Source organism: Pseudomonas sp. R45(2017) (genome assembly GCF_002112305.1).
In the GTDB taxonomy this organism is placed as follows: Bacteria; Pseudomonadota; Gammaproteobacteria; order Pseudomonadales; family Pseudomonadaceae; genus Aquipseudomonas; species Aquipseudomonas paraglycinae.
This window is the reverse complement of record NZ_NEHH01000001.1, coordinates 375,359-388,799: the sequence shown is the minus strand read 5'-3', so window position 1 is coordinate 388,799 and position 13,441 is coordinate 375,359. Positions and strand designations below refer to the sequence as shown.

Below are 13,441 nucleotides of genomic sequence, written 5' to 3'. Positions count from 1 at the left end.
CGCGGGGGAGATCGTTATTGCATCAGACCGCTACAGCACGCGGCTCGGTGCGGCGCAATGCACGCACTTTCTGCAACGTATCGGCGCAGGTCTTCGCCGCTTCCTGACCTTTGTGCACGAAATGCTCGAAGAAGAACTTCTGGTGTTCTTCGCCGGCATGGAAGTGGTGCGGGGTCAGCGACACCGAGAACACCGGCACTTCGGTTTCCAGCTGCACCTGCATCAGGCCGCTGACGACCGACTGGGCAACGAACTCGTGACGGTAGATTCCGCCGTCCACCACCAGGGCGGCGGCAACGATACCGGCATAACGACCGGTCTTGGCCAGCAGCTTGGCGTGCAGAGGCATTTCAAAGGCGCCGCCGACTTCGAAGAAATCGATGTCCGATTCCTGATACCCCTGAGCGATCATTTCGGCGAGGAAACCCTTACGGCTCTGGTCGACGATTTCCTTGTGCCAGCAGGCCTGGATGAACGCGACGCGCTCGCCGTGAGTGTGTTTGCTTTTGCTGTCGATAGCGGTGGGTTGCATGTTCTGACTCCTGTTTGTGTGAAAAACAGGGCGTTATGAATCGAAAGGGATTCAAGGGTACGCACGCTCGCGCGAACACGGCGGACGGCCCTTTGGCGTCAATCCCGTTCTCTCTTCATCCGGACTATGACCGTCGGCCCCGGAATCACACCGGGTCTGCTGACCTTGCCGCCGCTCACGGTTTTTGCCGTGCCTGACACCAAGCGCTCGCGGGCTATGCGCATTGCGCGCAATTACCGCCGGTGGGGAATTGCACCCCGCCCTGAGAACGTTTCGCCGCCCTTTATCGGGCGGCGCAGCGTTTTTAACACAGATTGCCGGGCTGTGCATTGCGCCTTTGTGATGATTGCCATCGGATTTTTCGAAGCACAGGAAACGACTTTTCCTTGCGCGAGGGTTGATTAATCCGCGCCGTGCCCGCAGTAATTCACCTTCGTAAAGGGATTTCCCCAGCTGACTTGAGGCCAGGTTCATGAGCGTTATCGATCTTCGCAGCGACACCGTCACTCAACCGACCCCCGCCATGCTTGACGCGATGACCCGCGCCGACACCGGCGATGACGTGTATGGCGAAGATCCGACGGTCAATCGTCTGGAAGCCGAACTGGCAAAACGGCTGGGTTTCGCCGCCGCGCTGTTCGTCCCGACCGGGACCATGAGCAACCTGCTGGGCCTGATGGCACACTGCGAGCGCGGTGACGAATACATCGTCGGTCAGCAGGCGCACACCTATAAGTACGAGGGCGGCGGCGCAGCGGTACTCGGTTCGATTCAACCACAGCCGCTGGAAGTGCAGGCCGACGGCTCGCTGGACCTGGATCAGGTGGCCGCGGCGATCAAGCCCGACGATTTCCACTTCGCCCGTACGCGCCTGCTGGCGCTGGAAAACACCATGCAGGGCAAAGTGTTGCCGCTGGACTATCTGGCCCGGGCCCGCCAGTTCACTCGGGACAACGGCCTGCAACTGCATCTGGACGGCGCGCGGCTGTACAACGCGGCGGTCAAGCTCGGGGTCGATGCTCGGGAAATCACCCAATATTTCGATTCGGTCTCGGTGTGCCTGTCCAAAGGCCTCGGCGCGCCTGTGGGGTCGGTGCTGTGCGGTTCGTCGGCGTTGATTGCAAAGGCCCGGCGCCTGCGCAAAATGGTCGGTGGCGGCATGCGTCAGGCTGGATTGCTGGCGGCGGCCGGGCTGTACGCGCTGGATCACAACGTCGAGCGTCTGGCGGATGACCATGCCAACGCCCAGTATCTGGCTGAAGGCCTGCGCGAGGCCGGTTTCAGCGTCGAGCCGGTGCAGACCAACATGGTTTACGTGCAGATGGGCGACCGTGCCGAGGCGATCAAGGCTTTCGCTGCCGAGCGCGGGATCAAATTGAGCGCTGCCGCCCGCCTGCGGATGGTCACGCACATGGACGTCAATCGCTCGCAAATCGAGCAAGTGATCGCGACATTCGTCGAGTTTTCGCGCAAGTGACAGCGTTAGCCACCCAATTGACCGTTTCTATCGTATAAACACGCTGTACCCCGCGCGCAGGGCCGATATAATGCGGCCCTTTGCCGTCGTTTCGTCTGTTGACGTTTCGTACAGGCCTTTGGCCGCAGCCTCCGTGGAAGAACCTAATGAAAAGCGCAGAAATCCGTGAAGCCTTCCTTCGCTTCTTCGAAGAGCAAGGCCACACCCGTGTAGCCTCCAGCTCTTTGATTCCGGGCAACGACCCAACCCTGCTGTTCACCAACGCGGGGATGAACCAGTTCAAGGACTGCTTCCTGGGCCAGGAAAAGCGCGCGTACACCCGCGCCGTCTCCAGCCAGAAATGCGTGCGCGCCGGCGGCAAGCACAACGACCTGGAAAACGTCGGTTACACCGCCCGTCACCACACCTTCTTCGAAATGCTGGGTAACTTCAGCTTCGGCGACTACTTCAAGCGTGATGCCATCACCTACGCCTGGAACTTCCTGACCTCCGAGAAGTGGCTGAACCTGCCGAAGGAAAAACTGTGGGTCACCGTCTACGCCAGCGATGACGAGGCCTACGACATCTGGACCAAGGAAGTCGGTGTGCCGGCCGAGCGCATGGTGCGCATCGGCGACAACAAGGGCGCGCCATACGCCTCCGACAACTTCTGGACCATGGGCGATACCGGCCCGTGCGGTCCTTGCACCGAGATTTTCTACGATCACGGCGCCGACATCTGGGGCGGCCCACCGGGCTCGCCGGAAGAAGACGGCGACCGTTACATCGAAATCTGGAACAACGTATTCATGCAGTTCAACCGCACCGCCGATGGCGTGTTGCACCCGCTGCCAGCCCCGTCGGTGGACACCGGCATGGGTCTTGAGCGGATCAGTGCCGTGCTGCAGCACGTTCACTCGAACTATGAAATCGACCTGTTCCAGAGCCTGCTGGCCGCATCGGCCAAGGCCATCGGCTGCAGCAACGACAACCAGGCGTCCCTGAAAGTCGTGGCGGACCACATCCGTTCCTGCGGCTTCCTGATTGCCGACGGCGTACTGCCGTCCAACGAAGGTCGCGGTTATGTGCTGCGCCGGATCATCCGTCGCGCCTGCCGTCACGGTAACAAGCTGGGCGCCAAGGGCAGCTTCTTCTACCAGATCGTTGCCGCTCTCGTGGCCGAGATGGGCGAAGCGTTCCCGGAACTGAAATCCCAGCAGGCGCACATCGAACGCGTACTGAAAGCCGAAGAAGAGCAATTCGCCAAGACCCTGGAGCAGGGCCTGAAAATTCTCGAGCAGGATCTGGCCGAGCTCAAAGGCGACGTGGTGCCGGGCGACGTGGTGTTCAAACTTTACGACACCTACGGTTTCCCGATGGACCTGACCGCGGACATCGCCCGCGAGCGCAGCCTGACCATCGACGAAGCCGGTTTCGAGCGTGAAATGGAAGCCCAGCGCGTCCGCGCACGTTCCGCCAGCTCGTTCGGTCTGGACTACAACAGCCTGGTCAAGGTTGACGTCGACACCGAGTTCACCGGTTATCACGCCACCAGCGGTTCGGCGAAAGTCGTTGCGCTCTATAAAGATGGCCAGTCCGTGGACGTCTTGAGTGAAGGGCAGGAAGGCGTTGTGGTGCTGAACCAGACCCCGTTCTACGCCGAATCCGGCGGCCAGGTCGGCGATTGCGGTTACCTGCAGGCCGGCGACAGCCGTTTCGACGTGCGCGACACCACCAAGACCGGCGGCGCGTTCCTGCACCACGGTGTACTGGCGTCGGGCAGCCTGATCGTTGGCGCACCGGTGGAAACCCACGTCGAGGCCGACGTGCGTCACGCCACTTCGCTGAACCACTCGGCCACTCACTTGCTGCACGCAGCGCTGCGCAAAGTGCTGGGCGACCACGTTCAACAGAAGGGCTCGCTGGTCGACAGTCAGCGCCTGCGTTTCGACTTCAGTCACTTCGAAGCGATCAAACCTGAGCAGATCAAGGCGCTGGAAGACATCGTCAACGCCGAGATTCGCAAGAACTCCGCCGTTGAAACCGAAGAAACCGACATCGAAACCGCCAAGCAGAAAGGCGCGATGGCGCTGTTCGGCGAGAAATACGGCGACAACGTGCGCGTACTGAGCATGGGCGGTGATTTCTCCGTCGAGCTGTGCGGCGGTATCCACGCCAATCGTACCGGCGACATCGGCCTGCTGAAAATCATCAGCGAAGGCGGTGTGGCATCGGGTGTGCGTCGTATCGAAGCGGTCACCGGCGCTGCGGCGCTGGCTTACTTGAACGCTGCTGAAGAACAACTCAAGGAAGCGGCCAGCCTGGTCAAGGGCAGCCGCGACAACCTGATCGACAAGCTGTCGGCTGTGCTGGAGCGCAACCGTGCGCTTGAGAAGCAGCTCGAGCAGTTGCAGGCCAAGGCCGCTGCTGCCGCTGGCGACGATCTGTCGGCTTCGGCCGTGGACGTCAAGGGCGTGAAAGTGCTGGCCGTGCGTCTGGATGGTCAGGACGGCAAGGCGCTGCTGGCGCTGGTCGATCAGCTGAAAAACAAACTCGGCCGCGCAGTGATCCTGCTCGGCAGTGTCCATGAGGAAAAGGTCGTACTGGTTGCAGGTGTAACCAAGGACCTGACTGGCCAACTCAAAGCCGGTGATTTGATGAAACAGGCTGCTGCGGCAGTGGGCGGGAAGGGCGGTGGTCGTCCGGACATGGCGCAGGGCGGCGGTGTCGACGCCGGCGCACTGGATGGCGCACTGGCGCTGACCGTTCCATTCGTCGAGCAGGGTTTATAAGACGGCCCGTCGGGCCCGCAGTCTAGTGGTGGGCCCGACGGCTGTTTGAGTGATTATTGGGCGCCCTTCATGGGCAGAGGCGGCTTTGAAATGGCTTTGATCGTACAGAAATTTGGAGGCACCTCGGTCGGCACTGTCGAGAGAATCGAGCAGGTCGCCGACAAGGTTAAGAAATTCCGCGATGCCGGCGATGACCTGGTGGTTGTGCTGTCTGCAATGAGCGGCGAAACCAACCGTCTGATCGATCTGGCCAAGCAAATCAGTGGCGAAGATCAACCGGTTCCGCGTGAACTGGACGTGATCGTTTCCACCGGTGAGCAGGTGACGATCGCCCTGTTGGCCATGGCGCTGATCAAGCGCGGTGTGCCGGCGGTGTCGTACACCGGCAACCAGGTGCGGATCCTGACGGACAGCGCGCACAATAAAGCGCGTATCTTGCAGATTGATGACCAGAAGATTCGCGGTGACCTGAAAGCCGGTCGCGTGGTTGTGGTCGCCGGTTTCCAGGGCGTCGACGAGCACGGCAACATCACGACCCTGGGTCGTGGCGGTTCCGACACCACCGGTGTGGCGCTGGCCGCTGCGCTGAAGGCTGACGAATGCCAGATCTACACCGACGTCGATGGTGTCTACACCACTGACCCTCGTGTGGTATCGGTTGCTCAGCGTCTGGACAAGATCACCTTCGAAGAGATGCTGGAAATGGCCAGCCTCGGTTCCAAGGTGCTGCAGATCCGCGCGGTGGAGTTCGCCGGCAAGTACAACGTTCCGCTGCGCGTACTGCACAGCTTCAAGGAGGGTCCGGGCACCCTCATTACTATTGATGAAGAGGAAACCATGGAACAGCCGATCATTTCCGGCATCGCTTTCAACCGCGATGAAGCCAAGCTGACCATCCGTGGCGTGCCAGACACCCCGGGCGTGGCGTTCAAGATTCTCGGCCCGATCAGTGCCGCGAACATCGAAGTCGACATGATCGTGCAGAACGTCGCGCACGATAACACCACCGACTTCACCTTCACCGTGCACCGCAACGACTACCAGTCTGCGCAAACCGTGCTGGAAAACACCGCTCGCGAGATCGGTGCCCGTGAAGTGGTTGGCGACACCAAGATTGCCAAGGTCTCGATCGTCGGCGTCGGCATGCGTTCCCACGCAGGCGTGGCCAGCCGCATGTTCGAATCCCTGGCAAAAGAAAGCATCAACATCCAGATGATCTCGACCTCGGAAATCAAGGTTTCCGTGGTGATCGAAGAGAAGTACCTGGAACTGGCCGTGCGCGCCCTGCACACGGCTTTCGAACTCGACGCTCCGGCCCGCCAGGGCGAGTGATGCGTTGTCTGAAGGGCGCGGTCTGACCGCGCCCTTTATTTTTTGAATGGCGTGAGCCCTGAACTGTTCTTTTGCTCGCGCTGGTCAATACTCAGGCATGTAGGGCTACGATCGCTCCGGTTGTAGGTCGGGTGCCTTTTTTTTGCAGACTGTTGTCCCTGAAATGATTCGCGTGAGGAGAAAGGTATGCTGATTCTGACTCGTCGGTGCGCAGAAAGCCTGATTATCGGTGATGGCGAAATCACCGTGACCGTGCTCGGCGTTAAAGGAAATCAAGTGCGTATCGGCGTCAACGCCCCGAAAGAGGTGGCCGTGCACCGTGAAGAAATCTATCTGCGTATAAAGAAAGAGAAGGACGAAGAACCAAGCCATTAATTTTTATCGATTTTTATGTTTGCAAACGGGGAAGAAGGTGGTTAATATACGCCCCGTGTTGCGGAGAGCTGGCCGAGTGGCCGAAGGCGCTCCCCTGCTAAGGGAGTACACCTCAAAAGGGTGTCGGGGGTTCGAATCCCCCGTTCTCCGCCATTATTTGCTTAGTACGTTGTAATCTGGCTTTTTCTGTAAGTTGCTGAAATTTATAGAAAAAGTGGTTGGAATAGAGATTAGACGGGCTATAATGCGGCGCAACAAATGCACTCGTAGCTCAGCTGGATAGAGTACTCGGCTACGAACCGAGCGGTCACAGGTTCGAATCCTGTCGAGTGCACCATTTAAGAGTCAATTGCAGCGATGTAAATGACTTGGCTTCAACCAGTTGTGATCTGGTCTAAAAACACAAAATGCACTCGTAGCTCAGCTGGATAGAGTACTCGGCTACGAACCGAGCGGTCACAGGTTCGAATCCTGTCGAGTGCACCATTTAAGAGTCAGTTGCAGCAATGCGGATGACTTGGTTACAGCCAGTTGTGGTCTGGTCTAAAAACACAAATTGCACTCGTAGCTCAGCTGGATAGAGTACTCGGCTACGAACCGAGCGGTCACAGGTTCGAATCCTGTCGAGTGCACCATATACCGAAAAGCCCGCGTTTAACGCGGGCTTTTTGCTGTCCGGGATTTGGCTTTTCCCGTCACGCATCCTTTCTCATCAAAATCGATTTGAGCACTGCGGCCTCGCTTGAGGTCGTAACGATAACTCGTTGCCGAATTTCGGATGCTCACCTTGTCGGGTTTGCCCAAGGCGCTTTCAACATCCTGTTGGCTCATGCCGGCGATGATTCGTTGATTGATGATCGCCTCGCGTTTCTGTCGCGCGTCGATCAGATCTCCACATTTGTCCTGGGTGCGCCCGACGACGGCCATTTCTCGCTTTCTGATATTCATACCGGATATTTCTTCGTGCCGGGCTTCGGGTATCAGGGTGACTGTGGAGCCAGGCGAGTAGGGGCGAACTTCCTGCAATGAAAGGTGCTCATCGTTCGCGCAGCTCAGCGTGGTGAACGTGACGTGACCATCTGAAGCTTCGCAACGATGAAGTGTCGTTGCGCTCCCGATGGCGGGCAGGCAGAGCAGGGTGGTCAGCATGAATCGGGATGTTTTCGATGGCATTCGGCGTCCTCCATGACGATTGTTCTCAAGCGTAGCCGGCAGTTTTTTCACCGCCGGTGTGTTTTCTTTTCAGGATGCGTCGTCGCAGTGTGAAGGATCAGGACAGTGCTCAGCTTTGTCTCGCAAGCGCTTGTTTCAGCCACTATTTTTTAACGTTTAAAACCGTCAGGCGGTGTATCATTGCGCCCGTCAGCCCCGCCGGGGCTTATGGAAAACCTCCATGGACTTACCCAGTAGTTATTCAGTAACCCGTTTCACCAATCATGAATTGACTGATTGATCCTTCCGGCGTGCCCCGCTGCTGGGAGTGGAGTTCGCCTATGTCCGAAATCGAAGTAAAGAAAACACAGGAAAGCCTGCAGGATCGCCTGGCTCAGGTCGTCGAGCTGCTGCAGCGCCAGCGGGTCGTCGAAGACCTGACTCATCGCCAGGAAGGCCCGCATCATGACCGGGTCGAGAACCTGGTCCACCGGCAAAACCTCGTCGAATTGCAACGCAAGCTCGACGATCTGCACTCCGCCGACGTCGCTTACATTCTTGAAGCCCTGCCGCTGGACGATCGTCTGACGCTCTGGCAACTGGTCAAGGCCGATCGCGACGGCGACATTCTTCTCGAAGTATCCGATTCCGTCCGTGAAACCCTGATCGCCGACATGGACGATCATGAGCTCCTGGCTGCGGCCAAGGACATGGATGCCGACGAACTTGCTGACCTGGCCTCCGAGCTGCCGCGAGACGTCGTCCATGAGCTGATGGAGACTCTGGACCAGCAGCAACGCGAGCGTGTGCGTTCGGCCCTCTCCTACGACGAGGAGCAGGTCGGCGCGCTGATGGACTTCGAGATGGTGACCATCCGTGAGGATGTCAGTCTCGAAGTGGTTCTGCGTTACCTGCGTCGCCTCAAAGAATTGCCGGGCCATACCGACAAACTGTTCGTGGTCGACTACGACGGCGTGCTCAAGGGCGTGCTGCCGATCAAGCGTTTGCTGGTGAATGACCCGGAGAAGCAGGTTTCCGAGGTCATGGCCAGTGACCCGGTGAGTTTTCACCCGGACGAGGACGCCTATGACGCCGCTCAGGCGTTCGAACGTTACGACTTGATCTCGGCCCCCGTGGTCGACAAGAACGGCAAGCTGATCGGCCGTCTGACCATCGACGAGATGGTCGACCTGATTCGTGAGGAGAGCGAAAGCGAAGTCCTCAACATGGCGGGTCTGCGTGAAGAGGAAGATATTTTCGCCTCCGTCTGGAAGTCCCTGCGCAACCGTTGGGCGTGGCTGGCGATCAACCTGATCACCGCATTCGTCGCATCGCGGGTGATCGGCCTGTTCGAAGGTTCGATCGAGAAGCTGGTGGCCCTGGCGGCGCTGATGCCGATCGTGGCGGGCATTGGCGGCAACTCCGGCAACCAGACGATTACCATGATCGTTCGCGCCATGGCGCTCGATCAGGTCAGCACCGGCAACACCTCGCGCCTGATGCGCAAAGAGTTGGCCGTGGCGTTGATTAACGGCCTGGTCTGGGGCGGTGTGATCGGTGTGGTCGCTTACTTGCTCTACGGCAGCTGGTCGTTGGGCGTGGTGATGACGGCTGCCATGACGTTGAACCTGTTGCTGGCAGCATTGATGGGGGTGTTGATCCCGATGACTCTGGCGAAGATGGGGCGCGATCCGGCGATGGGCGCCAGTGTGATGATCACGGCCATGACCGACAGTGGTGGCTTCTTCATCTTCCTGGGGCTGGCGACGATTTTCCTGCTCTGACCGACTGCATAAAAAAACAGCCCGCCAATTGGCGGGCTGTTTTTCGCCTGTAAGTAGCCCGAATCGCAGGCAAAAAAAAGCCAGCATTCATGCTGGCTTGAGATGTTCGGTTTGACTCAGGATGCGTCTGCGGCCATTTCGGCGTCGTGGGCGATCAGAGAAACCAGCGCGTTCTGCTGGCGATGGGAGAGTTGGCGGAAGCGTTGCAGCAACTCGCGTTCGTGCAGCGACAGCTCCGGGCTGTCCAGGCGCATGCTCAGCTCTTCGCCCAGTGCACCTTCCTGAATAAGACTCTGCTCAAGGCGCGCAATGATCTCGGAGTTCATGCTGCGATGATGATTGCGAGCCACCTCGGCAATGCGTTCACGCATTCCGTCTGGCAGACGTACGACGAACTTGTCAGCCGTACGGCTGGAATAAATTGCCTGTTTCAATGGGCGCATATATTTAACCGGTTAGTTCAGGGGAGCGGTTCTCGGGATTGGCCGCAGGATGAGTGGTAGGACAAGCATCCGCGCCAAATGGTTCAACCTGAATTGTTAAGAGGCGCGCATCATGCCTCAAAATTGCCAGATCATTGGCGTCAATTCTGTGACAAATATTGATCCGGGTAAAGGCGTAATGCCAGCACCAATTATCAGAAATGCGGACTGGTTTGAAAAGAAAGCATCGGCCCGTATCGCTGACCGCGTCCTGAAACATGTCGACTGATGCCCGAAGGCGTCAGAACGTGCATGCTATGCGGGTTGAATCGTTGTTCCTTACCTTGTACAGGATAGTGGCAAATGGCCGATTTACTAGGGGCAAATGCCCGCCGGAGGGCGTTTTCAGGATGGATGGCAGGCTGATTTACCTCATGGGACCTTCCGGCTCTGGCAAGGACAGTCTGATCGAGGCTGCGCGTGAACCTTTACGGGCGTTGGACTGCGAAATCATCAGGCGCGTGATCACCCGTTCGGCCGAATCCATGGGCGAGGATGCGATCGGCGTGACGCCCCAGGAGTTCCAGCAACGTCAGCGTGCAGGCAAGTTCTCGCTGTGGTGGGAGGCCAACGGCCTTTCCTACGGGATTCCTGCGGAGATGGATCAGTGGTTGAAAGCCGGCAAGCACGTCCTGGTGAACGGCTCTCGGGCGAACCTTCGGCAAGCGCTGGAACACTACCCGACGCTAGTGCCGGTGTTGCTCACGGTTCGGGATGATGTCCTGCGTGAGCGCCTGCTCCGGCGTGGCCGGGAGACGCTTGAGCAGATCGATGCGAGGCTGGCCCGTAACACGCTGTTCAAGGACAGGCGTTCAACCGACAGCCCTGTGCACCTGATCGACAACTCGGGCGACCTGGCCGATGCCGTCAATCATTTGCTGGAGCTGGTCAGGTTCAGCGCAATACCGGATCAAACTTGATCTTGCGCCCGGCCACCAGCGCCAGTACGAACAGCGCCGAAAAGACGCCGCAACCGATCAGGGGCAGGGATATTTCGGTTTGCTCGAACAGCGAAAAATGCCCGAGGCCACTCAATAAGGCGAGGATCAGAAATCCTGCAGCTGACTTGGACATGCTGTACTCCTGAGGATATTTCAAAAAACCAGACGTTCAGTCGAATGCGCCGGCAACGCCTGTTCAGATTCGCTGACCGCTTGCGGGGCGAAGCTCTCATCGCTCAACACCGCCCATTGCGGCGCCTTCTGCACTTGCAGGTAATGCGGCATGCGCCCGGCCACTTTCTCGTCGTCCTCGGGGACGAAGTGAAAGCCCACCAGGACGGCCAGTGCGATTGCGTTTGCGAACACGAGGGCGCTGTTCATGAGACGAGTCTCCGATTGTTCTTGTATAAGAATCGGTAAAGCAGCCGTCGTGCCAATAGTCTAACCGCTGTTAAATCCTTTAAAAACAAGCATTTAGCAGGGTTTTTCGAAGTGCACGCATTGCATTCTGCAATGATGGCTTTTTGCGGTGATGCAAATTGCACGGTAAAACGTCCGGCACCCTTGCAAGGCGCCTGCCTACACTTAAAAAGCCCTGCGGACGACATGACAAATCAGGGCCCGGCCGTTAACATGCACGCCGTCTGTCGCACCGACAGATTTGTGTCCCAGTAGCTCAATTGGATAGAGCATCCCCCTCCTAAGGGGAAGGTTGGCAGTTCGAACCTGCCCTGGGACACCATCTATTGAAAAAGCCCCGCGCAGAGTGATCTGGCGGGGCTTTTTGTTTTCAGGAATTTATAAGCGAAAGCGACTGACCAGAGTGTTGAACGACGCCGCCAAGTTGGACAGTTCCTGGGTCGAGGCGCTGGTCTGATGTGCGCCTGCCGCTGTCTGGGTGGAAAGATCCTGAATGTTGACCAGATTTCGGTCCACTTCACGAGCAACGTGTGCCTGTTCTTCCGAGGCTGTGGCGATGACGAGGTTGCGATCATTGATCTGCGAGATGCCGTCGGCAATCAGCTCCAATGCCTGGCCGGTCGCTTGCGCCAGTGACTGGGTTTCGCTGACCAGCGCCTGGCTTTTCCCCATGGCGCCGACGGCTTCGTCTGCACTGTTGCGAACGTCGTTGATCATGCCTTCGATTTCCCCCGTCGAAGCCTGGGTTCTTGCCGCCAGGGCTCGTACCTCGTCGGCGACCACGGCAAAACCTCGACCTTGCTCACCCGCGCGTGCAGCCTCGATGGCGGCGTTAAGCGCCAGCAGATTGGTTTGCTCGGCAATCCCCCGGATGACATCCAGAACCTTGCCGATGTCCCGTACTTTCTCTGCCAGGTCCTTGACCATGGTGGTGGAGGTGGCGATTTCCGTGGTTGCATGGTTGATCGCGGCAACGGCGTTTCGCGCTTGATCGCGTCCATTGCTGGCTTCCCGGCTGGTGGTCTGGGAGGCCTCGGAGGTGGATACCGCATTGCGCGCAACTTCCTCCACGGCGGAGGTCATTTCCGTGACAGCCGTCGCTGCCTGCTGGATCTCGTCGTTCTGACGAATCAGTCCGCGGCTTCCATTGTCAGTGACGGCGGTGAGTTCTTCGGCAGCGGAAGCCAGTTGATCTGCCGCGCTGGCGATCTGCTGAATAGTGCTTTTCAGACTGCCCTGCATCTCGGCCAGGGCCGTGAGCAACTGACCGGCCTCGTCGCGGCCGGTGCTGACGATGTTTTGAGTCAAGTCGCCCCCAGCGATGCTTCGGGCGCTTTCAACGGCTTTGGAGATGGGGCGGCTGATCAGTCGGCTGATGAACAGGCCAAGCAAAATCGCCGCGACAAAGGCCAGCACGATGCCGATGTACAGCGAGGTCTTGGCGGAGGACTCCGTCAGAACCGATCGCTTCGCGGCTTCGCTGACCTGCATGTCGTTGGAGTTGGTCATGATGGTCAATTCGTCCATGACGACGCGGTAGTTTTTCTGCAGATTGCCGAGCAGCAGTTCGCGGCCATTTTCCAGGTCGCCGGCCTTCATCAGGGTCAGATACCTTTGCACGATCGCCTGGTAAACGGGCCAGGCCTTCTCCATCCGGTCACCGGCTGCACGTTCGTCGTCGGCAAGCTCGGTTTTCCGGTATTCGGCAAAGGCTTTTTCGCTCGCCAACTGGTTGGCGCTCATCGAGGCGAGGAATTCGTCTTTGGTGCTCTGTGGCAGGTTGGCGGCAGTGGCGACGTAAAGCCGATACATGTCACGGGTCTGTCCGACAGCCTTGATTTTGGTCTGCGCGATGTTGGCGACGGCGACGAGGTTGTTGCCGAACACCGATCTGAGGCTTGTCGAGAGTTCGGTCACTCCCCGGCTTCCCAGCAGGCCTACCCCCAGGGTGATGAAGGCGCACGCCGCGAAGGCCGTGATCAATTTCGTGGAAAGTCTTGCGTCATTCAACCAACTCATAAGGGGCATCCTGCTGACATGTGGGGGCGGGTCAATATCGAGCGCAGCTCGTAAGCAAATGGCTAGTCGTCGTACATCTTTCGGCTGCGGAGTCCACAACTGTAGGGTTACCAGTTGTTTCTTATTTAAATATATTCTGCATTAAACACCCTTGTA

General features: G+C 58.4%; 12 protein-coding genes, 5 tRNA genes and 1 riboswitch. Of the genes, 11 read left to right on the top strand and 6 right to left on the bottom strand.

Translation table 11 applies throughout. From position 1 onward, the window contains the following. Window positions 1-22 precede the first annotated feature (22 nt). Window positions 23-532 carry a 6,7-dimethyl-8-ribityllumazine synthase gene (locus CAF74_RS01885; protein WP_011335530.1) on the bottom strand — a complete coding sequence of 170 codons (510 nt, stop codon included), beginning with the start codon at window positions 530-532 and terminating at the stop codon, window positions 23-25. A gap of 102 nt (window positions 533-634) precedes the next feature. Continuing rightward, window positions 635-806, bottom strand: a riboswitch (FMN riboswitch). 198 nt (window positions 807-1,004) lie between these two features. Here CAF74_RS01885 and ltaE point away from each other — a divergent pair. The 8 genes from ltaE (at window position 1,005) to CAF74_RS01845 (ending at window position 7,122) form a co-directional block, all read left to right on the top strand. Beyond that, window positions 1,005-2,009: a low-specificity L-threonine aldolase gene (gene ltaE / locus CAF74_RS01880; RefSeq protein WP_085745127.1), complete on the top strand. Its 1,005-nt coding sequence runs from the start codon at window positions 1,005-1,007 to the stop codon at window positions 2,007-2,009. Between the two features lie 146 nt (window positions 2,010-2,155). Continuing rightward, a complete protein-coding gene (gene alaS / locus CAF74_RS01875; RefSeq protein ID WP_085745126.1) occupies window positions 2,156-4,780 on the top strand; it encodes an alanine--tRNA ligase in 2,625 nt (874 codons plus the stop codon). Between the two features lie 90 nt (window positions 4,781-4,870). Beyond that, the gene (locus CAF74_RS01870) at window positions 4,871-6,112 is read left to right on the top strand and encodes an aspartate kinase (RefSeq protein ID WP_007951048.1); all 1,242 of its coding nucleotides are present in this window, start codon (window positions 4,871-4,873) and stop codon (window positions 6,110-6,112) included. Window positions 6,113-6,298: 186 nt separating this feature from the next. Beyond that, on the top strand, window positions 6,299-6,487 hold the full coding sequence (gene csrA / locus CAF74_RS01865; RefSeq protein ID WP_002554426.1) for a carbon storage regulator CsrA: 189 nt from the start codon (window positions 6,299-6,301) through the stop codon (window positions 6,485-6,487). A gap of 62 nt (window positions 6,488-6,549) precedes the next feature. Beyond that, window positions 6,550-6,640, top strand: a tRNA-Ser gene (locus CAF74_RS01860). Between the two features lie 107 nt (window positions 6,641-6,747). Then, window positions 6,748-6,824 (top strand) — tRNA-Arg (locus tag CAF74_RS01855). A 72-nt stretch (window positions 6,825-6,896) separates the two neighbouring features. Beyond that, window positions 6,897-6,973: transfer RNA gene (locus CAF74_RS01850), tRNA-Arg, on the top strand. Between the two features lie 72 nt (window positions 6,974-7,045). After that, window positions 7,046-7,122: transfer RNA gene (locus CAF74_RS01845), tRNA-Arg, on the top strand. A 19-nt stretch (window positions 7,123-7,141) separates the two neighbouring features. Here CAF74_RS01845 and CAF74_RS01840 read toward each other — a convergent pair. Further along, complete coding sequence (locus CAF74_RS01840) at window positions 7,142-7,660, bottom strand: cell envelope protein SmpA (protein ID WP_085745125.1); 519 nt, start codon at window positions 7,658-7,660, stop codon at window positions 7,142-7,144. Window positions 7,661-7,980: 320 nt separating this feature from the next. Here CAF74_RS01840 and mgtE point away from each other — a divergent pair, with 320 nt between their 5' ends. Next, complete coding sequence (gene mgtE / locus CAF74_RS01835; protein ID WP_007960287.1) at window positions 7,981-9,423, top strand: magnesium transporter; 1,443 nt, start codon at window positions 7,981-7,983, stop codon at window positions 9,421-9,423. A 116-nt stretch (window positions 9,424-9,539) separates the two neighbouring features. Here the strand turns inward: mgtE and CAF74_RS01830 are convergent, their stop codons facing one another. Continuing rightward, the gene (locus CAF74_RS01830; RefSeq protein ID WP_003178899.1) at window positions 9,540-9,866 is read right to left on the bottom strand and encodes an Arc family DNA-binding protein; all 327 of its coding nucleotides are present in this window, start codon (window positions 9,864-9,866) and stop codon (window positions 9,540-9,542) included. 389 nt (window positions 9,867-10,255) lie between these two features. Here CAF74_RS01830 and phnN point away from each other — a divergent pair, with 389 nt between their 5' ends. After that, window positions 10,256-10,825 carry a phosphonate metabolism protein/1,5-bisphosphokinase (PRPP-forming) PhnN gene (gene phnN, locus CAF74_RS01825; protein ID WP_085745124.1) on the top strand — a complete coding sequence of 190 codons (570 nt, stop codon included), beginning with the start codon at window positions 10,256-10,258 and terminating at the stop codon, window positions 10,823-10,825. On the opposite strand, the gene CAF74_RS01820 is transcribed toward phnN, so the two are convergent. Next, complete coding sequence (locus CAF74_RS01820) at window positions 10,800-10,979, bottom strand: PA3371 family protein (protein ID WP_085745123.1); 180 nt, start codon at window positions 10,977-10,979, stop codon at window positions 10,800-10,802. The genes phnN and CAF74_RS01820 overlap by 26 nt on opposite strands. Window positions 10,980-10,999: 20 nt before the next feature. After that, window positions 11,000-11,227: a hypothetical protein gene (locus tag CAF74_RS01815; protein ID WP_085745122.1), complete on the bottom strand. Its 228-nt coding sequence runs from the start codon at window positions 11,225-11,227 to the stop codon at window positions 11,000-11,002. A 284-nt stretch (window positions 11,228-11,511) separates the two neighbouring features. On the opposite strand from CAF74_RS01815, the gene CAF74_RS01805 reads away from it, so the two are divergent. Further along, a tRNA-Arg gene (locus CAF74_RS01805) sits at window positions 11,512-11,588 on the top strand. Between the two features lie 56 nt (window positions 11,589-11,644). On the opposite strand, the gene CAF74_RS01800 is transcribed toward CAF74_RS01805, so the two are convergent. After that, window positions 11,645-13,285 (bottom strand): methyl-accepting chemotaxis protein, encoded by a 1,641-nt coding sequence (locus tag CAF74_RS01800; RefSeq protein WP_085745121.1) that lies wholly within the window; start codon window positions 13,283-13,285, stop codon window positions 11,645-11,647. Window positions 13,286-13,441: the final 156 nt, after the last annotated feature.

Excerpts from the sequence above, each read along its gene's own strand:
- CAF74_RS01885 (WP_011335530.1), bottom strand. The coding sequence starts at position 532 with ATGCAACCCACCGCTATCGACAGCAAAAGCAAACACACTCACGGCGAG.
- ltaE (WP_085745127.1), top strand. The coding sequence starts at position 1,005 with ATGAGCGTTATCGATCTTCGCAGCGACACCGTCACTCAACCGACCCCC.
- alaS (WP_085745126.1), top strand. The coding sequence starts at position 2,156 with ATGAAAAGCGCAGAAATCCGTGAAGCCTTCCTTCGCTTCTTCGAAGAG.
- CAF74_RS01870 (WP_007951048.1), top strand. The coding sequence starts at position 4,871 with ATGGCTTTGATCGTACAGAAATTTGGAGGCACCTCGGTCGGCACTGTC.
- csrA (WP_002554426.1), top strand. The coding sequence starts at position 6,299 with ATGCTGATTCTGACTCGTCGGTGCGCAGAAAGCCTGATTATCGGTGAT.
- CAF74_RS01840 (WP_085745125.1), bottom strand. The coding sequence starts at position 7,660 with ATGCCATCGAAAACATCCCGATTCATGCTGACCACCCTGCTCTGCCTG.
- mgtE (WP_007960287.1), top strand. The coding sequence starts at position 7,981 with ATGTCCGAAATCGAAGTAAAGAAAACACAGGAAAGCCTGCAGGATCGC.
- CAF74_RS01830 (WP_003178899.1), bottom strand. The coding sequence starts at position 9,866 with ATGCGCCCATTGAAACAGGCAATTTATTCCAGCCGTACGGCTGACAAG.
- phnN (WP_085745124.1), top strand. The coding sequence starts at position 10,256 with ATGGATGGCAGGCTGATTTACCTCATGGGACCTTCCGGCTCTGGCAAG.
- CAF74_RS01820 (WP_085745123.1), bottom strand. The coding sequence starts at position 10,979 with ATGTCCAAGTCAGCTGCAGGATTTCTGATCCTCGCCTTATTGAGTGGC.
- CAF74_RS01815 (WP_085745122.1), bottom strand. The coding sequence starts at position 11,227 with ATGAACAGCGCCCTCGTGTTCGCAAACGCAATCGCACTGGCCGTCCTG.
- CAF74_RS01800 (WP_085745121.1), bottom strand. The coding sequence starts at position 13,285 with ATGAGTTGGTTGAATGACGCAAGACTTTCCACGAAATTGATCACGGCC.